The sequence below is a fragment of the Vreelandella sedimenti genome, assembly GCF_013416325.1.
Taxonomy (GTDB): Bacteria; Pseudomonadota; Gammaproteobacteria; order Pseudomonadales; family Halomonadaceae; genus Vreelandella; species Vreelandella sedimenti.
In genome coordinates this window covers 168937-186268 of sequence record NZ_JACCGK010000004.1, presented here as the reverse complement: position 1 = coordinate 186268, position 17332 = coordinate 168937, and the positions used below count along the sequence as shown (strand labels likewise).

The window sequence follows — 17332 nt, the reverse complement described above, 5'->3', positions numbered from 1 at the left end:
AACACAGGATGTTTACATGCCTTTTCTGATTGAAACGTTCGACAAGCCCGACCGCCAGGCCCTGCGCCTGGAGGTACGTCCCGATCATCTGGATTACCTTGACGCCAACGCGAACCTCTTATTGGCTTGTGGCGCCAAGCTTTCTGACGACGGCGCCACGGCGTCAGGCGGCATTTACTTGGTCGATCTGGAGAGCCGCGAAGAGGCCGAACGCTTTATTCAAGCCGACCCATTTCATCAGGCAAAGTTATTCGCCGAGGTTCACATTGTGCGCTGGCGGCAGGCCTACTTAAATCGACAAAACACTTTATAACGTCATCAGATAGGAGCAATGCAATGCTGTTTCAAGTGGAAATGGTAGTGAAACTGCCACCGGACATACCGGCCGAGCAAACAGCTGACATCAAGATGAAGGAGAAAGTCTACGCTCAGGAACTACAGCGGCAGGGCAAATGGCGCCACCTATGGCGAGTCGCTGGCAGTTACGCCAATGTAAGCATATTCGATGTCACTGATAACGCCGAGCTTCAAGACCTTATTAGCAGCTTACCCCTATTTCCTTACATGGATATCCAGGTAAAGCCTCTCTGCCGTCACCCTTCTTCGATACGCGAGAATGATGCTTAATAGAAGGCCTTGCTAGCACTTCACGGTGCTTGATTGGTGCAGAGTTGCCCTACCGAAGAGAATGCCTACTCGACCTAAACACGCTAAGGATATCTGAATGAGTCAAGACGCTGCTCAACGCCACAATACTCAAAAACATGTTGCTGTTGTTACCGGCGGAGCTAGGAACATCGGTCAAGCGATCGCCTTACGCCTTCAGCAGGATGGTTATCAAGTCATTGTGGTGGATATCGTCGAGCCCGAAGCGAAATCTTTGCAAGCAGATGCGCGCCAGGTCGATCTTGCCGATGCCGATGCTACTCGATTGGTGATGACTGACATTGGCACGCGTTATTCGGTGACCCGGCTGGTCAATAATGTGGGTATTGTCGCGCCAGCATTGCTTGAGGAAGTACAGCTTGAAGACTTTGACAAATTAATGCACTTGAATGCGCGCTCAGCGCTGGTCTGCACACAGGCACTACTGCCCTCTATGAAGGCAAACGGGATGGGGCGCATCGTGCTGAATACAAGCCGTGTAGTATTGGGCAAAGAGGCACGCACTATCTACAGTGCCACGAAAGGCGCACTGCAATCCATGGCCCGAACGTGGGCGCTGGAGCTGGCTGAACACGGCATCACGGTCAACTGCGTTGCCCCTGGGCCTATCGCCACCAGCGCTTTCTGGCAGAACAACCCGCCCGATTCCGAACGCGCTCGCCGCATCATCGATAATATCCCGCTACAGCGCATGGGTCAGCCTGAAGACGTGGCCCAAGCCGTCAGTTTCTTCTGCGACGAACGCAGCGGCTTTATCACTGGTCAGACCCTTTTCGTGTGCGGCGGTGTAACGGTCGGCTAGGCAAACCAACGGCTTATTTCACTACGCCCTTTTGGCGTAAGGTACTAATTTCCCCAGCGCCTTTGTGCAATAAGCGCTCCAACACGCTATCGGTATCTTCACCCAGTCGCGGTGGTGGCTTGTGATACTCCAGCGGGGTTCTGGAGTATTTGATCGGATTGGCCACGCTAATGGCGCCCAGCATCTCTATCCATTCATGGCTAGTACGACTCTGGGTAATCTGCACCATAAGCGGAACCAACTCGAGTCGATGTTTAACCCGCTCGGAGTTGGTGCTGAAACGGTGATCAACGGCTAGCTCGGATCGCCCCACTGCTTCACAGAAACGCTTGAACTGCCCATCGTTGCCGATCGCGATGATGACTTTTTCGCCGTCAGCGGTAGGGAATGGCTGGTAAGGCACCAGGTTGGGGTGATACTCACCGGTACGGGTTGGCGGGGTGCCACTGCAGAAGTAATTAAGCGCCTGATTGGCCAACCAACTTACCTGGACATCCAGCAACGCCATATCAATATATTGCCCTAGGCCGGTACTGTGCCGGTGATGCAACGCACCGAGGATAGCAATGGTGGCATTCATACCCGTGGTCAGGTCGGAGACGGCCATACCCACCCGCTGTGGCCCGGCACCGGGCTCACCGTCTGCCGCGCCGGTAATACTCATTAACCCAGCTTGTGCTTGGACCAGGTAGTCATAGCCCGCCATGGAGGCCATTGGCCCCGTCTGGCCAAAACCGGTGATGGAGCAGTAAATCAAACCCGGATTGATCGCCTCTAGGGTGGCGTAGTCAAGCCCCTTGCGCGCGAGTCCTCTGCTTTTAAAGTTCTCGACCAGAATGTCACTTTCAGTGGTTAACTCACGCACCAGCGCCTGCCCTTCTGGCTGACTGATATCGACAGTGGCCGAATATGCTTGCCACGATTGGCCGAAAGGTAGTAGGCCGACTCTCGAGTATCGCTGCCCTCTTTATCTTTTAACCAGGGCGGCCCCCAATGGCGCGTATCGTCACCAAGCAGCGGGTGCTCAATTTTAATCACTTCGGCGCCCATATCGGCCAGTACCTGCGTACACCAGGGGCCAGCCATTACACGGCTTAAATCCAGTACCCGCAGCCCTGTCAGTGGTCCCGCCATTGTACTTCTCCGAAGAACATCAAACTTTTTTTGATTTGGCGGCAGCATTGCGCGCTTCGCGACGCGCTGAAATAAAGCGGTAGAGTGCCAGGGAAATCGAGCCCACCGTTAAAGCAATGAAAACCCAGGTAATCGGGCCACGCACAAAGATCGAAAGATCGTTATGCCCGATCAGTAATGAACGGCGCAAGTTATCTTCAAACATCGGCCCAAGGATAAACCCGATCAAAAAGGGCGCTGCCGGTATCGCGGCACGATTAAAGATATAGCCCATGACGCCAAAGGCCAGCATCAACCACACGTCAAAGGTGTCGTTATTAACGGCGTAAGCGCCATAAACGCAGAACATCAATACGATAGGAAAGAGAACTGATTTAGGAATGTCGGCAATCAAAGAGAAGTACTTGATGGCCACATTGCCCACCAGCAGCAATACCACCGAGCTAAACATAATCCCCATAAACAGGGCATAGATCAGGGATAGGTTCTCTTGGAACATAATGGGACCAGGCGTAAGCCCATGAACCATAAAGGCACCAAGAATAATGGCCGTGATGACATCCCCTGGAATACCCAGCGATAACAAGGGAATCATCGTCGCCCCGGCGACACCGTTATTACCAGCCTCGGCGGCGGCAACACCCTCTACCTCGCCTTTGCCAAAGTTAGCCTTATTGGGGGATCGCCTGCGCGCATCACTATAGGAAATAAAGGCAGCCGCAGTAGCGCCGGTACCTGGGATTGCCCCAATAATCACGCCAATCAAACTGCCCCGCACAATGGTGGTCAGGCAGCGCTTCAGTTCGGAAAAGCTAAGCCCTGCACCGCTGGCCTTCGCCTTAATATGAGGAAGCGCTTTTTTGCGGTAGAACTCGATAATCTCGGGGATGGCGAACAGACCAATCAACAGCGGGATAAAGGAGATGCTGTCCATCAAGTTGTAGTTGCCAAAGGTAAACCGTTGAGAGCCGAAGACTTCATCCAGTCCTACCAGGGAAAGCAGAATACCCAATAGCGCAGCCATCAAGCCCTTGATCATAGAGCCGCTGGCCAAAGAGATGATGATGGTAAGCGAAAAACAGATCAGCCAGAAAAACTCTGGCGCACCAAAGTTCAGGGCAATTTTTGCCAAATAGGCAGCAAAAAAGATCAGAGCAATATTAGAGATGAAATCGGCGATGACCGACGAATAAAGAGCAGCCTTGAGTGCCTTCTTCGCATGCCCCTGTTGCGCCATGGGGTAGCCGTCCAGCAAGGTGCAGGCGGAGGCTGGTGAGCCGGGGGTTCTTATTAAAATGGCTGTAATTGAACCGCCGTACATTCCGCCTTTATAGATACCCACCAGCAGCAAGATAGCGGCGACAGGCTGCATAGAGAAGGTAAAGGGCAGCGCCAGCGCCACCGCCATCGTGGCAGTCAAGCCGGGAATCGACCCCACGACCACACCGATGACGACCCCCATAGCGATGGCCAGGAAGTTATCTAAACTAAAGAATATCTCTATGACTTCCGAAAAATTTTCCATAGATCACCCAGAAGAATAAGTAGCCAATCAGAAACCGATTGGCGATATCGGAAGCGGCACATTCATGACTTTTACAAATATGAATGTCACAGCGATAGGGAACACAAATGCCATGCTATAGACCCACCACGTGCGAACAGGGTGCGCCACAAAAAGCACCAGCGTCGCGAGAATGCCGGTAAACACCGCGCCCATTGATTCAAACAAAGCGACATATATCACCAGGGCGACCAGCATCAAGACAAAACGCCGTGTCGAACCCTTCTCAATATTTCGTTCATCCTCCTCACTGCTTCTGTCCAACAGGAAGCCTTGCAGGATGAGCAGAATAGAAAACAACAGTATCAGCCAGCCAACGATCCCCGGCAGCCAACGAGGCGACATCATGGGGTTTTGCAGAATGGGCGGTTCATTGATGTAGTTAGGCACTAGATAAAAGATCAGCCCAATGGAAAAGCAAAGCAGAATAATTCCCGCCACTACGTCACCTGGGTCTTTAACCCTGCGCTTAAAATCCGAGGTAGTCATCACTGCCTTCTCCAAAGAACCAAGAGATATAGAGCTAAGAGATATAGAACCAAGAGACATCGAAACAAGAGAGGCGAGGACGCTTGCCCTCGCCTCTCCGCTGGATCAAAGGCTGCCTTGCTTACTGGCTAATACCCGCCTGCTGGGCTACGTTTTCCCAACGCTCCAAGTCTTCAACAATGAACTGCTTGAACTCTTCACCCGACACTTGACCAGGCTCAGCGCCCAGTTGATCAGCGAAGTCCACAAACTCTTCACGTTCCATCACATTGGCCAGTGCATCTTGCATGACGCTTTGAGCTTCTTCTGGGAAAGAGTTGTGTGCAATCAGTCCGAACCAGGCAGTTGTGATGAACTGGTCAAGGTTGTATTCACCGATTTCTGACAGGGTCGGGACATCGGGCAGATACTCGGAGCGCTCGGCAGAGGTGACGGCCAGCGCCCGCAAATCGCCAGAACGTATGTGCGAAAGCACCGTCGGCATGTTCTCGAACGACACATCAACATCGCCGCCCAGCAACGCCGGAAGCGCCGCGCCACTGCCAGCAAAAGGCACCGCCGTAAGGTTTGTGTCAGTCAAGGTCTTGAACAGTTCACCAGACATGTGGATGGAGCTGCCCACGCCGCTGTGACTGAAGGTCATGCTTTCTTCTTTAGCCGCTTCTACGAACTCAATAACGCTTTCATAAGGGCTGTCTGCGGGGACCACCATCACGTTAGGTATGTCGACCATGTTTTGCAGGAAAACGAAATCTTCGATGGGGTCGTAGCTAAGATCTGGATAGATGGCAGCGCCAATGGTGTGCCCTGGCGAGGCCATCAAAATGGTGTGATCGGCATCACGCCCACCGCGAGCGAGACGTCCGGTTCCGACCGTAGAACCTGCGCCGGGGCGATTTTCTACAATGACATTAGTATCGAGTTCTTGCTGAAGAAGATCGGCAACGCGACGCGACAGTACATCGGTAGTGCCGCCAGGAGCGTAAGGCACTACCAAGCGCACATCATTAGTCGGCCACTCATCAGCGCTAACAGAAGTAACGGTAAGGCCAAGCGCCAGAGCGCTTCCACAAGCAGCCAGATATGCAGAACCAAGGAGTTTGTTCATTTTTCGTCCTATGCGTTGTTTAGCCATTATTATGCTTAATTATTGTTCGCAATACGTACATGTATTCGTAATTTGATCAGTGAGGTTACTTTGTTGCCAGCCTATTAAAAAACACAACTTTAGTAGCAGGGGGATCAAAAAACGTTTTAAGGGCCGCAGCATGCCATTGGAAAGGCTTTAAAGTGCACAAGTTCGCAATGCGAACATTTTTGCGTTAATCTTTTCTATCAAACGTTTAGGTAAGGGATGATAACAATGCAGGAAGAGATGTTGAGTGAAGATAGCCGTGATTTTGTAACAGCATTAGCTAGCGGCTTAGAGGTAATACAGGCATTCGATCACGAACACCCGCGTATGACATTAAGCGAAGTTGCGACACGGACAGGAATGAACAGAGCAAAGGCTAGGCGTTTCTTGCTCACTCTGCATGCACTGGGGTACGTGCGAAAACAGCAACGTTACTTTGAATTGGCGCCCCGCGTGCTCCAGCTCGGCTATGCCTTTTTATCGGCTAATAATTACCGAGATGTTATTCAGCAACATCTCGAAGACATTACCGCTGAAACCGGGGAGTCCTCATCGCTTGGCGTGCTAGATGGCAATGATGTCATCTACGTAGCCCGCTCGGCAGCAAAACATCGCTTGATGGCGATTACGCTTTCGGTGGGCACTCGGCTGCCAGCGGCTCATACCTCTATGGGGCGCATGCTGCTAGCTCAGCTCAGCGATACGGATCTTGATCACTTCCTAGCGTCGGTTGCTCTAGAGTCTTACACCGATAAAACGGTGACAGATGTTAGTGAGCTACGAAACCAGATAATAAAAGCGCGGCAGCAGGGCTATGCGATTTCTGATCAAGAGCTTGACTCCGGCTTGCGCTCCATTGCCGTTCCTGTCTATGACGCCAAGCAGCATTTAATGGGCGCAATCAATATCAGCACTAACGCTGCTCGGGTCGATCTTGATACGTTGATTAATGTTTACTTACCTGTTTTACAAAACAAAGTCGCTCAAGTAAGAGCGCATATCAATTAGCCTCTAACATCACTGCCTCTAGCGCAGCTCGATAGCCTTGAACCCCGAGGCCAGCAATGACTCCATTGGCGCGCAGCGAGACGTAGGAGTGATGGCGAAAGGCTTCGCGCTTGTGAACATTGGATAAATGCACCTCAATTACTTTGCCATCAAAGGCATTGAGGGCATCAAGAATGGCCACTGAGGTATGCGTGTAGGCAGCGGGATTGATAATAATCGCTTGGGTGCCATCCAGGCGTGCGGCGTGAATGGCGTCAATCAGTTCTCCTTCATGGTTGCTCTGCAGGCATGTGATATCCCAGTCGGCCATCACCGCTTTCTCCCGCAAGATGTTATTCACGTCGTCTAACGTCTCGTACCCATATATTTCTGGCTGACGGCTACCCAGCAAATTTAAGTTGGGGCCATGTAATACCAATACCTTTCCTTGACTCATAACTCTCTTCAACCTTCAGCGTTAGTGGGTAAATTGACGTAGCTACCTGTTCTATCACTTAAACCGCCAACTGCACCAGCGCCTGTTCAAGCGATGCTTGCTGGCGCTGGGCATACAGCTCGATTTCATCGATGACGGCTCTCCCCAGGGCCTGCTCAAATGCCTGCTGGCTTGCGCTGCTGGCGTAATGATCATGACTGCTTCCACCCAGGTTGGATTGAAAAATACCGGCCGCGCTCACGGGTAAGAAGTCTTCATAAATCATGGGGGTAACTCTCAGTGCGCCTTGCTTGATCAAGCTATCCACCTGCTCGACTGAGATCGGCACTTGCACAGGTACACCTTGAACCGCGTGGTAGTGGAAAAACGCTAACCCTTCACGGCGCAGTGTTTCATACGTATCAGGAAACGCTTTAAACACCTCAGATAAATGCGCTTGATGGGCGTCATTATTGGCTGCTGTGGGCGAGTTCTCTTTGGCCGCTGCTAGCAGGCGGTCATATAGCTCGCGCCCTTTACGCGTTAATGCAATCCCACGCTGCTCGATCTCACCAAAGCGGGCGGTGTGTTTACCCTCAGCAGCGTCCGCGAAAGCGATCGTCTCCTCCAGTGCTTTGAAACTGGTTTGACGTAGGAGGATTGGGCAGTCCCGGCGTGGCGGGCCTTCAATAGTCGCTTTAGGGTCGATGCCAACGCTGGGCATGCGCCGTTGCACTTCATCAATGTCTAACGTGCGCGGCGTTAGGTGGTTAATATGCGGGCCACGGAAACAGACCACATCGGCAATTAAACGGTGTTCGGCATGCAAACGCTCGTAGGTAGCCAAGTCGACTGTGGCGTTGTCGTGCCAGCGGAACGTTTCCAACGCTTCCTGAACAAACTGCTTGGCGTCATCAGCGCTTAGGCCACCCTGCTGCTCAAAACGCTTGATAAGCGTTTTCACTTTGGCAGTGAAGATATCGCGGGCACTTAAAATTTCACTCGCCTGTTCTCTTAGCTCGGACTTTTCAATTAGCTCAAGGCGCAGTAGCGAGGTAAAGACACGAAAGGGGTTACGCTTGAGCGCACTATCCGCGACCGGCCGAAACGCGGTGGAATGTACCGGCACGCCTGCGGTCGATAAGTCGTAATACCCCACTGGCTCCATCCCCATGACCGCGAACATTCGCCGCAGCATAGCAAGCTCGCCTGGACTCCCCACGCGAATAGCGCCGTGGCGTTCAACGTTGATACGCGCCAGCTCATCGCTATTTTGCAATTCGTTATTCACCCCTGGGTTAGCGGCTAGCACCTCCTGGTTGACCGCCTCAACCAGCGCCAGCAAGGTGCCGTATTGCGGCACCTCCTGCTGATACATTGCCGACATCGCTTGGGAAAACTGGTCGCGGATTTCATCACTGCTAACGTAAGCTGAACACATGGCGCTATCCTGTTTGTAAACGGCTACTGCCAATAAAGGGCTATACCTACATAGTAGCGCTATCGGCGCCTTAACAGTTTCACTTTTTCCGCGCCTTGCTATACATATAAGCCATACAAAGGTCATATAAAAGCCGCCATTCGCGCTTAACGGGCAAGACTCTTAACCTGTTACATTAGCGCATGATCTTGTCGATGTAGGCTGGCACCCATGACGCTTCCTCTTTATCTAGGCTTGCCTATGTGGGCCAATCAAGATTGGCTGGGCAATCTTTATCCACGCCATGCCAAAACTGAGCTGCTCAGCGATTACGCGGCGGTGTTTTCCAGCGTTGAGGGCAACACTACCTTTTATAGCGGTACCCCAAAGCCGGACACCATTGCTGCCTGGGCGCGCCAGGCACCACCCCACTTTCGCTTTTGTTTTAAATTACCGGCCAGCGTAACCCACGATCAACGACTAACGCGGTTAGAGGAGGCTTGGGCATTCTTAGCGGCGCTAGAACCTCTGCACGACCGCCTTGGCCCCACCATGGTGCAACTACCACGGGATTTCGGCCCCCAAGAGCTTCCACAGCTTGAAGAGCTACTTGCCGCCTGGCCTGCCCATTTGCCTTGCGCGGTCGAGGTTCGCCACCCTGAGTTTTTCCACAAAGGGGCCGCCGAAATTGCCCTTAACCGCCTGTTGATAACTTATTCGGCCAACCGCGTGATGCTCGACGTGCGCCCGCTCTTCTCAACCCCGGCAAATGACCATTTGGGCTTGGCTCACGCCCAGCAAGAAAAGCCGAAACTCCCGCTACACGTGCTTTCCACGGCAAATTTTCCTGTCATTCGCTTCATTGGTCATATTGACAAAACGATTAATAGCGACTACTTCACCGCCTGGAAAGCCCGCCTAAAGCTGTGGATAAGTCAGGGGAAAACCCCTTTCTTATTTGTGCATACTGCGGACAACCGCGAGTCTCCCCACATGGCCCGCTTACTCTATAACGCACTAGGAGAAGTGACGCCATTACCCGCTCTTGGACCCTTCGCGGGTGAAAAGCAAAGCCAACTGTTTTAACCCACCTTTTTAGGTCAGCTAACTGGCATGCTTGCGGTCGATCAGATAAATTGCGCTTACTTTCGGAAAAGTACGCTGGCAATGACTCAATTTTCCGAAAACTAGCGTGCTCAACACGCAGTGACTTACACAACAATCGACTTAATGGGTGATGTATGGCGAAGCTTGCGCATGCGCAGTGGTCATCGCGAATGACCTTTGTGCTGGCCGCCGCTGGTTCAGCGGTGGGTCTAGGGAATATCTGGAAATTTCCGTATATGGTGGGTGAAAGCGGCGGCGCTGCTTTCGTATTTGTGTATTTGCTCTGTATCGCGCTAATCGGCTTGCCCATTCTTGTCTCTGAGTGGCTATTGGGGCGGCGCGGCCAGAAGAACCCCGCCAGCACCATGTCAGAACTGGCGCGCACGGCGAAAAAGCCCAAAGCCTGGGCCATCGTGGGCATTAGCGGCATTGTCGGGGCCTTCTTGATTCTGTCGTTTTACAGCGTGATTGGCGGGTGGTCGCTCTACTACACCGTCAACTCGGTGAGCGGGGCTTTTAGCGGTCAAGATGCCGATGGCATTGGCGCGCTATTTAATGGCATGTTGAGTAACCCTGGGTTGCTGCTGCTGGGCCACTCCGTGTTTATGCTGCTGGTCATTGGGATTGTCGCCCGCGGCGTTACCAAAGGCCTTGAAGGCGCTGTTCGCATTCTGATGCCAGTCCTCGCACTGCTGTTGGTCGTGCTGATTGGTTACGGCATGACAACCGGCCACTTTGGCGAGGCGTTGACGTATATGTTCAACCCGGACTGGAGCAAGCTCACAGCAGAAACCGTGCTAGCCGCCTTGGGCCACGCCTTCTTCACCCTCTCACTGGGTATGGGCATCATGATGGCTTACGGTTCTTATCTGGGCAAAGAGATCGATCTGCTGCAAACCGCCCGCACGGTCATCATCATGGATACCATCATCGCTTTAGGCGCGGGTTTAGCCATTTTCCCGATCGTGTTTGCTAATAATCTGGATGTCGCTTCAGGCCCAGGGCTGATTTTCGTCACCCTACCGCTGGCCTTTGGCAATATTGATGGTGGTTTACTTTTAGGTTTGATGTTCTTTTTGCTGCTGACGTTTGCGGCATTAACGTCGGCCATTTCACTGCTTGAGCCCGTGGTGGAATTCATTGAAGAGCGCACGCCGCTAAGCCGTGTCATGGCTACCGTTGTGGCCGGTGTGGGTGCTTGGCTACTGGGTATTGCAGCGCTACTGTCATTCAACGTGTGGAGCGAGCCGCTGCTGTTTGGACTGGGCGTGTTTGACTTGCTGGATACGCTGACCAGCAAAATAATGCTGCCGCTGACGGGGCTGGGTGCGATCCTATTCACCGCTTGGTGCCTGGAGCGCAGCAGTGTGGAAGACGAACTTGGTCTTTCAGCGACCGGCAAGAGCGTATGGAACATCATCGCGCGCTATGTAGCGCCCGCTGGCGTTATTGCCGTGTTCGTAACAGGGCTAATCTAAGCTGAGCCACCAAGGCCCTGCTAACTAACCGGCAGGGCAGCGTGGTTCTGCGCAGATAATAGTTGCGCCCCTAACCTCCTGGCATCCTAAAACTTAGTGCAACTCGCTCTCTTGCCGATCTTCATCGGGCAAGGGGGCGATATCCCGCGATAACTTTTGAAACTCACGATGAAGCTCAATACCTCGCCGCGCTCTTAAGCTGCGTTGGGCAGCGCTGCGCTGGCGCTGAGCATGCTCATCGACTTCCATACTCATAAAGATGTCGAGCAATTCGCTTTTAACCGAGGTGATTCGTTCGACGTTTCTCATAATCGACGTTCCTCCAGATGAATATGCCTTCGTCCACCTGCATCCGTGACGACTGTTATGATGCAGTGCGGCACTTCAATTATTACTATAACCTACTTGACAAAATGATGACCAATCTTAAAAAAACTGACTAACGGCCTTAAACGCTGTTGGATCGCTGCCTAATAGTACGTGGCCCTATGGGCTCATTGAGGCATACTGTCATTATCGCATTGAAGCAATACGAAGCATCATAGTGAGCAGATAGGCAGAAACGATCGTTTAAAACGATTGTATATTGGCGTACTGTTAACTACCTGTTGGTTGAGCACCCAAGGAGCTGAACGTGAGTCGCGCCCTGTTCGATGAAATGAGACGCCGCATGGAGCACTTTCGACGCTCCGAGCAAAAAGTGGCGCGGTTTGTACTGCGCAACCCCGAGGAGGTCATCCACATGCGCATTGTGGATCTGGCCACCGAAGCCACCGTTAGCGAACCTACCGTGGTGCGCTTTTGTCGCGCGCTGGGCTGCAATGGCTTTCAGGATTTCAAGCTACAGCTGGCGCAAATGCTGGCCAGCGGCAGTCAGTTCGCGCAGTTCTCCATGAACGACAGCGACTCGGTCGCTGAATTTTCCCACAGCATCTTCGACTCGACCGTGGGTACACTGCTCTCGGTTCGTGACCGGCTGGATAACGATGCCCTGGGCCGTGCGGTAAACGCCCTGGCGATGGCCAACCGGGTCGAGTTCTATGGCTTTGGGGCTTCCGGCGCAGTGGCCTTTGATGCCCAGCACAAGTTTTTTCGCCTGCAGATCTCCACTTCTGCCTACGCCGACCCACATATGCAGAATATGTCGGCAGTGACCTTGAACGATGGCGATGTGGTGGTGGCAATTTCACAAACCGGCCGTACCAAAGCGCTAGTCGCCAGCGTACGCCTGGCTCGCGAAGCGGGCGCGACAGTCATTGGCCTCTGCCCCAGCGGCTCGCCACTCGCCGAAGAGGTCAGCCTGCCGCTGTATATCGATGTCCATGAAGACACCGAAATCTACACCCCACTTAGCTCACGCATTGCCCATCTGGTGCTGATTGACGTACTTGCCGTGGGTGTGGCCAAAACCCGCGGTCCGAAACTCGCCGAACAGCTCAAAGCGGTTAAAAAGAGCCTTAATACGCTGCGTTTTCCTGAAGACCCCTAATCGTTAACCTGTATACACAGCCAGTTCGCTGGCTGTGCTAGACTAGCCGCCTATTTTTTGATCCGGCAGCGGCTACTATGGACGACGTCACGGCGATTCTCGATCAGCTCAACTCCGCCCAGCGCGAAGCAGTGAGCGCCCCCCAAGGTAATCTGTTGGTGCTTGCGGGCGCAGGCTCTGGCAAAACCCGCGTGCTGGTTCATCGCATCGCTTGGCTAATGCAGGCCGAAGGGTTGTCTCCCTACGCGCTGCTGGCGGTCACCTTTACCAATAAAGCCGCCAAAGAGATGCGTACCCGCCTTGAGGCGCTGCTGAGCATCTCGATGCGCCATGTGTGGGTAGGCACCTTTCACTCCATCGCCCACCGCCTGCTGCGCACCCATTGGCAGGACGCCAAGCTGCCACAACACTTCCAGATTATCGATTCTGACGATCAGCTACGTCTGGTCAAACGGCTGCTGAAAGATTACTCCATCGACGACGAACGCTACCCACCCCGCCAAGTGCAGCACTTTATCTCCGGCTGCAAAGAGGAGGGACTGCGCCCGCACCAGGTCAATGTTGATGGCGATGCGTACATGGGCCAGATGGTTGAGCTCTACGAGCGCTACCAGCTCACCTGCGAGCGCGGCGGCCTGGTTGATTTTGGTGAACTGCTGCTGCGAAGCCTGGAGCTACTACGCGACAACCCGGCGCTGTTAAACCACTACCAGGAGCGCTTTGGTCACGTACTGGTAGATGAGTTTCAAGATACCAATACCCTGCAATACGCTTGGCTAAAACTGCTCACCGGCATGAAGACGCCGATGACGGCGGTGGGTGATGACGACCAGTCGATCTACGGCTGGCGCGGGGCCAAGGTGGAGAATATCAGCCGCTTTGAGCAAGAGTTTCCGCAAACCCACACCGTGCGGCTTGAACAGAACTATCGCTCCACCAGCGCCATCCTGGAAGCCGCCAATACGCTAATCAGCCACAACAGCGAGCGAATGGGTAAAAACCTGTGGACTGACGGCATCGAAGGCGAACCGATCTCAATTTACGCCGGGTTTAACGACCTGGAAGAAGCGCGCTATATCGTCGATACCATCAAGGAAAAGGTCGACGAAGGCTTTAACCGCCGCGATATTGCCATTCTCTACCGCTCAAACGCCCAGTCGCGGCTGCTGGAAGAGACGCTGATTCGCCAAGGCATGCCCTACCGTATTTACGGCGGCCACCGCTTCTACGAGCGCCTGGAAATCAAGAATGCCCTGGCCTACCTTCGCCTGATGCTCAACCGCGACGACGATGCCTCCCTGGAGCGGGTCATTAACGTACCCACCCGCGGCATCGGCACGCGTACGGTGGAGATTGTCCGTCTGCGCGCTCGGGAACAAGGCATCCCTCTCTGGCAGGCGCTCCACGATGCTATTAACGAAGGTACCTTGAAAGGACGCGCGGCCAATGCCGTGCAAACCTTCGCCAACCTAATTGAGCAGCTCGATAACGATGCCTCTGGTATGGCGCTGCACGAAATTATCGATCACGTCACGATACACACGGGTCTGATAGAGCATCACAAAAGTGAGCGCGGAGAGAAAGGCCAGGCGCGGGTCGAGAACCTGGAAGAGCTGGTTAACGCTGCCCGCGCCTTTACCCAAGGCGATGTCTTTGAAGCGCCTGAAGCGGGCGAAGGCATGGCGGCGCTGGAAGCGTTTCTCTCAGAAGCCGCTCTTAACGCTGGTGACCACGAAGCCGAAGAGTTTGAGGATAGCGTGCAGCTGATGACGCTGCACTCCGCTAAAGGCCTGGAGTTCCCGGTGGTGTTTATTGCCGGTGTCGAGGAGGGGCTATTTCCGCATAAGATGTCTCTGGAAGAGCCGGGCAGGCTCGAAGAGGAGCGCCGGCTGTGTTACGTCGGCGTTACCCGCGCCATGCAGAAACTCTATCTAACCCATGCCGAAACCCGACGCTTGCATGGTAAAGAGGTGTTCCCACGGCCATCACGCTTTTTGCGCGAGCTACCGCCGCACCTACTCGAAGAAGTCCGCCTGCGGGGGCATATTTCACGCCCGGTTACCGCGTCACGTACTTCCTTTGCCCAGCAAAGCATCAAAAGCGACGGCGACATACCCAGCCTGCACGTTGGCCAAGGGGTTGAGCATCCGGTGTTCGGCGAAGGGATTATTCTTAACGCGGAAGGCGAAGGTGCCCGCGCCCGGGTACAGGTCAGCTTTGAAGGCGAAGGGGTCAAATGGCTGGTACTTGGCTTTGCTAAGCTAACGCCACTGTAGCGATAAGTTCGCTCCCCCCATTTTGCAAGCGCCCAGGCGCCGTATAGAGGTCACTATGAAACAACGCTTAAAACGGCTATTTCCAGAAGTGTCTAATGGTTGGCAGGCGCTCAGCGGCTACCAGCGTTTTGAACGCTTAGTTTCGATGGTACTGACCCTCGCCATTGGCGGCGCTGTGCTGGTCGCCATGTACTATCTAGTCATTCATGTAGTGCAGCTGTTGTTTATTCAAAGCCGCGACCCCTTTGACTACCGCGTGTTTCAAGCCTTGTTCGACATGATTCTTACCGTCTTGATTGCCATGGAGTTCAACAACTCCATCATCCGCACAATGACCAGCGGGAAAGGCTTTATTCACGTTGAAATCGTCGTCCTGATTGCCATTATGGCGCTGGTGCGCAAGTTTATGGTGCTGGATATGGAAGTCATCGACCCCTGGCAAATTGGCGCACTTTCGCTTGCAGTCTTGGCGTTAGGCGGCTGCTATTGGCTGGTGCGCCACGGCAACAGCATGAAAGACGTTGCAGATGATTAATCAGGCTTGCGGGCTAAATTCGCTATAAAGCATACTAACAAGCGGACCCGGCGCCCTCAGCGCCCTATAACAACAGTATGATTACTTTTGGAGTTTTGCTCACATGCAACGCCGTAACTTTCTCAAAACCGTTGGCCTAGGTGCCGCCGGTGTCGCTGCTGCCCCTTTTGTAACCCCCTCTAGCGCGCGTGCTCAAGAGACCTATACCTGGGACATGGTCACTTCGTGGCCAAAAAACTTTCCGGCCCTGGGCACCGGTGCGAATGATTTTGCCCGCCGGGTGGAGCAGCTTTCCAACGGCCGTATGCAGATTCGTGTACATGGCGCGGGTGAACTGGTACCTGCCCTGGAAGTATTTGATGCCGTGGCTGCCGGTACCGCTGAAATGGGCCACTCTGCCTCTTACTACTGGCGCGGCAAAGTGGCTGCCTCGCAGTTCTTTACTGCCGTACCGTTCGGCATGAACACCACAGAAATGAACGCCTGGTTGTACCATGGTGGCGGCCAGGAGCTTTGGGATGAGATCTACGCCAATCACAACCTGAAGCCATTTGCCGTGGGCAACACCGGCACGCAAATGGCAGGCTGGTTCAAAAAAGAGATCAACTCGCTAGACGATATGCAGGGGCTGAAACTACGCCTTCCGGGCCTAGCAGGCGAAGCGATGAACGGCATCGGCGTGAGCACCGTCAACATCGCCGGCTCAGAGATTTTCACTTCGCTGCAGACAGGCGCATTGGATGCCGCTGACTGGGTAGGCCCTTATAACGATCTGGCCTTTGGCCTGCACCAAGTGGCTGACTACTACTACACCTCGGTGTGGAACGAGCCAACGGCTGTGCTGGAAGGCACGATCAACCTGGATGCCTGGAATGCGCTCCCTGAAGATCTGCAGGACGTCATTCGCGAAGCCGCCCGCGCGTCTAATCTGGCAATGATTAGTGAATTCGCCTTCCGTAATGCCCAGGCGTTGGAAGCACTGGTCGATGAGCATGGCGTTCAACTGCGCACCTTCCCAGAAGACGTCATGGCGGCACTTTACACCTCGTCACAGGAAGCCATTCAGCGCCAGGTAGACAACGATGAAGAGTCTCGCCGCGTGTATGAGTCTTATTCGTCTTTCCAGAAACTGCTGCGTCCGTTTAGCGACGTCGGCGAATACGCCTATCTCAAGAGCCGCGATAACGTCGCAGGTTAATGAGCCGCTAGACAAGTAAACGACAAGCACGACAAAAGGGCGCCCTAAGCGCCCTTTTGCTATTGTAAGTCAGCTCTTTTGAAGTGAACTAGTCGCTATGCACTGCTCGAATGCGCCCATTATCGTCCAGCGCAACCATCACAAAGCGCGCCTCGGTAACTTTTTGGCGCTCCTCTATGCGTTGCCCATGGGGAGGACGCACCCAGACCTCCACATCAATCTTGATCGAGCTATGACCGATTTCTTGCACCTGGGTGTAAACGCTGACCATTGAGCCAACGCGCACCGGGCTTAAAAAGTCCATGGCTTCAATCGCGACGGTCGCCGTACGACCTCCCGCTTCACGCCCGGCCGCCAGCTCAGCCGCTTGATCCATTTGATTGACCAGCCATCCACCGGGTATATCACCATAAAAATTGGTATCTTGGCGGGAAGCCAGTAATTTTAACGTTAGTTGGCCTTGGGGAGCAGGTACGTCGTCCAAATCGGTTTCCAAAAGAGTCATGAGTTAGTCGCTTAGTCAGTTTATTGTTGTAAACGTTGCAGAGTGGCACGTTGTTTATGCATGTTGCTGCATCGCAACACAAAGGAATGGATTTAGTTAACCATAAGAGGA

At 53.6% G+C, this 17332-nt stretch carries 17 protein-coding genes and 1 pseudogene; 10 read left to right on the top strand and 8 right to left on the bottom strand.

Features of this window, described 5'->3' with window-relative positions; genetic code table 11:
* Positions 1-16: 16 nt before the first annotated feature.
* The 3 genes from HZU72_RS05820 (at position 17) to HZU72_RS05810 (ending at position 1468) form a co-directional block, all read left to right on the top strand.
* Positions 17-313 carry a YciI family protein gene (locus HZU72_RS05820; protein WP_180090955.1) on the top strand — a complete coding sequence of 99 codons (297 nt, stop codon included), beginning with the start codon at positions 17-19 and terminating at the stop codon, positions 311-313.
* A gap of 23 nt (positions 314-336) precedes the next feature.
* A complete protein-coding gene (gene catC / locus HZU72_RS05815; protein WP_180090954.1) occupies positions 337-627 on the top strand; it encodes a muconolactone Delta-isomerase in 291 nt (96 codons plus the stop codon).
* Positions 628-724: 97 nt separating this feature from the next.
* Positions 725-1468, top strand: coding sequence for an SDR family NAD(P)-dependent oxidoreductase (locus HZU72_RS05810; protein ID WP_180090953.1), 744 nt, complete (start codon positions 725-727; stop codon positions 1466-1468).
* Positions 1469-1481: 13 nt separating this feature from the next.
* Here the strand turns inward: HZU72_RS05810 and HZU72_RS05805 are convergent.
* From HZU72_RS05805 to HZU72_RS05790, 4 genes and pseudogenes are all read right to left on the bottom strand, one after another.
* Positions 1482-2602: pseudogene (locus HZU72_RS05805) on the bottom strand (CaiB/BaiF CoA transferase family protein).
* A gap of 19 nt (positions 2603-2621) precedes the next feature.
* On the bottom strand, positions 2622-4127 hold the full coding sequence (locus HZU72_RS05800) for a tripartite tricarboxylate transporter permease (protein ID WP_180090952.1): 1506 nt from the start codon (positions 4125-4127) through the stop codon (positions 2622-2624).
* A 27-nt stretch (positions 4128-4154) separates the two neighbouring features.
* Positions 4155-4655 carry a tripartite tricarboxylate transporter TctB family protein gene (locus HZU72_RS05795; protein WP_180090951.1) on the bottom strand — a complete coding sequence of 167 codons (501 nt, stop codon included), beginning with the start codon at positions 4653-4655 and terminating at the stop codon, positions 4155-4157.
* A 121-nt stretch (positions 4656-4776) separates the two neighbouring features.
* Positions 4777-5763 carry a Bug family tripartite tricarboxylate transporter substrate binding protein gene (locus HZU72_RS05790; RefSeq protein ID WP_180090950.1) on the bottom strand — a complete coding sequence of 329 codons (987 nt, stop codon included), beginning with the start codon at positions 5761-5763 and terminating at the stop codon, positions 4777-4779.
* A 255-nt stretch (positions 5764-6018) separates the two neighbouring features.
* On the opposite strand from HZU72_RS05790, the gene HZU72_RS05785 reads away from it, so the two are divergent.
* A complete protein-coding gene (locus HZU72_RS05785; protein ID WP_180090949.1) occupies positions 6019-6798 on the top strand; it encodes an IclR family transcriptional regulator domain-containing protein in 780 nt (259 codons plus the stop codon).
* On the opposite strand, the gene aroQ is transcribed toward HZU72_RS05785, so the two are convergent.
* Together aroQ and hglS are read right to left on the bottom strand one after the other, a co-directional pair.
* A complete protein-coding gene (gene aroQ, locus HZU72_RS05780) occupies positions 6791-7234 on the bottom strand; it encodes a type II 3-dehydroquinate dehydratase (RefSeq protein ID WP_180090948.1) in 444 nt (147 codons plus the stop codon). The two genes, HZU72_RS05785 and aroQ, sit on opposite strands and share 8 nt — an antisense overlap.
* Before the next feature lie 58 nt (positions 7235-7292).
* Complete coding sequence (gene hglS / locus HZU72_RS05775; protein WP_180090947.1) at positions 7293-8654, bottom strand: 2-oxoadipate dioxygenase/decarboxylase HglS; 1362 nt, start codon at positions 8652-8654, stop codon at positions 7293-7295.
* A gap of 210 nt (positions 8655-8864) precedes the next feature.
* Here hglS and HZU72_RS05770 point away from each other — a divergent pair, with 210 nt between their 5' ends.
* Together HZU72_RS05770 and HZU72_RS05765 are read left to right on the top strand one after the other, a co-directional pair.
* Positions 8865-9719, top strand: coding sequence for a DUF72 domain-containing protein (locus HZU72_RS05770; protein WP_180090946.1), 855 nt, complete (start codon positions 8865-8867; stop codon positions 9717-9719).
* Positions 9720-9874: 155 nt separating this feature from the next.
* Positions 9875-11218, top strand: coding sequence for a sodium-dependent transporter (locus tag HZU72_RS05765; RefSeq protein ID WP_180090945.1), 1344 nt, complete (start codon positions 9875-9877; stop codon positions 11216-11218).
* Between the two features lie 93 nt (positions 11219-11311).
* On the opposite strand, the gene HZU72_RS05760 is transcribed toward HZU72_RS05765, so the two are convergent.
* Positions 11312-11527 (bottom strand): PA3496 family putative envelope integrity protein, encoded by a 216-nt coding sequence (locus tag HZU72_RS05760; protein ID WP_022521120.1) that lies wholly within the window; start codon positions 11525-11527, stop codon positions 11312-11314.
* 325 nt (positions 11528-11852) lie between these two features.
* Between HZU72_RS05760 and hexR the strand changes: the two genes are divergently transcribed.
* The 4 genes from hexR (at position 11853) to HZU72_RS05740 (ending at position 16716) form a co-directional block, all read left to right on the top strand.
* Positions 11853-12707 carry a transcriptional regulator HexR gene (gene hexR / locus HZU72_RS05755; RefSeq protein ID WP_088698325.1) on the top strand — a complete coding sequence of 285 codons (855 nt, stop codon included), beginning with the start codon at positions 11853-11855 and terminating at the stop codon, positions 12705-12707.
* 77 nt (positions 12708-12784) lie between these two features.
* Positions 12785-14983, top strand: coding sequence for a DNA helicase II (gene uvrD / locus HZU72_RS05750; RefSeq protein ID WP_180090944.1), 2199 nt, complete (start codon positions 12785-12787; stop codon positions 14981-14983).
* Between the two features lie 55 nt (positions 14984-15038).
* Entirely contained in the window at positions 15039-15518 is a 480-nt protein-coding gene (locus tag HZU72_RS05745) for a phosphate-starvation-inducible PsiE family protein (protein ID WP_180090943.1), read from the top strand.
* 103 nt (positions 15519-15621) lie between these two features.
* Positions 15622-16716: a TRAP transporter substrate-binding protein gene (locus HZU72_RS05740; RefSeq protein WP_180090942.1), complete on the top strand. Its 1095-nt coding sequence runs from the start codon at positions 15622-15624 to the stop codon at positions 16714-16716.
* 88 nt (positions 16717-16804) lie between these two features.
* On the opposite strand, the gene HZU72_RS05735 is transcribed toward HZU72_RS05740, so the two are convergent.
* Positions 16805-17221 carry an acyl-CoA thioesterase gene (locus HZU72_RS05735; protein WP_022521117.1) on the bottom strand — a complete coding sequence of 139 codons (417 nt, stop codon included), beginning with the start codon at positions 17219-17221 and terminating at the stop codon, positions 16805-16807.
* Between the last annotated feature and the right edge of the window lie 111 nt (positions 17222-17332).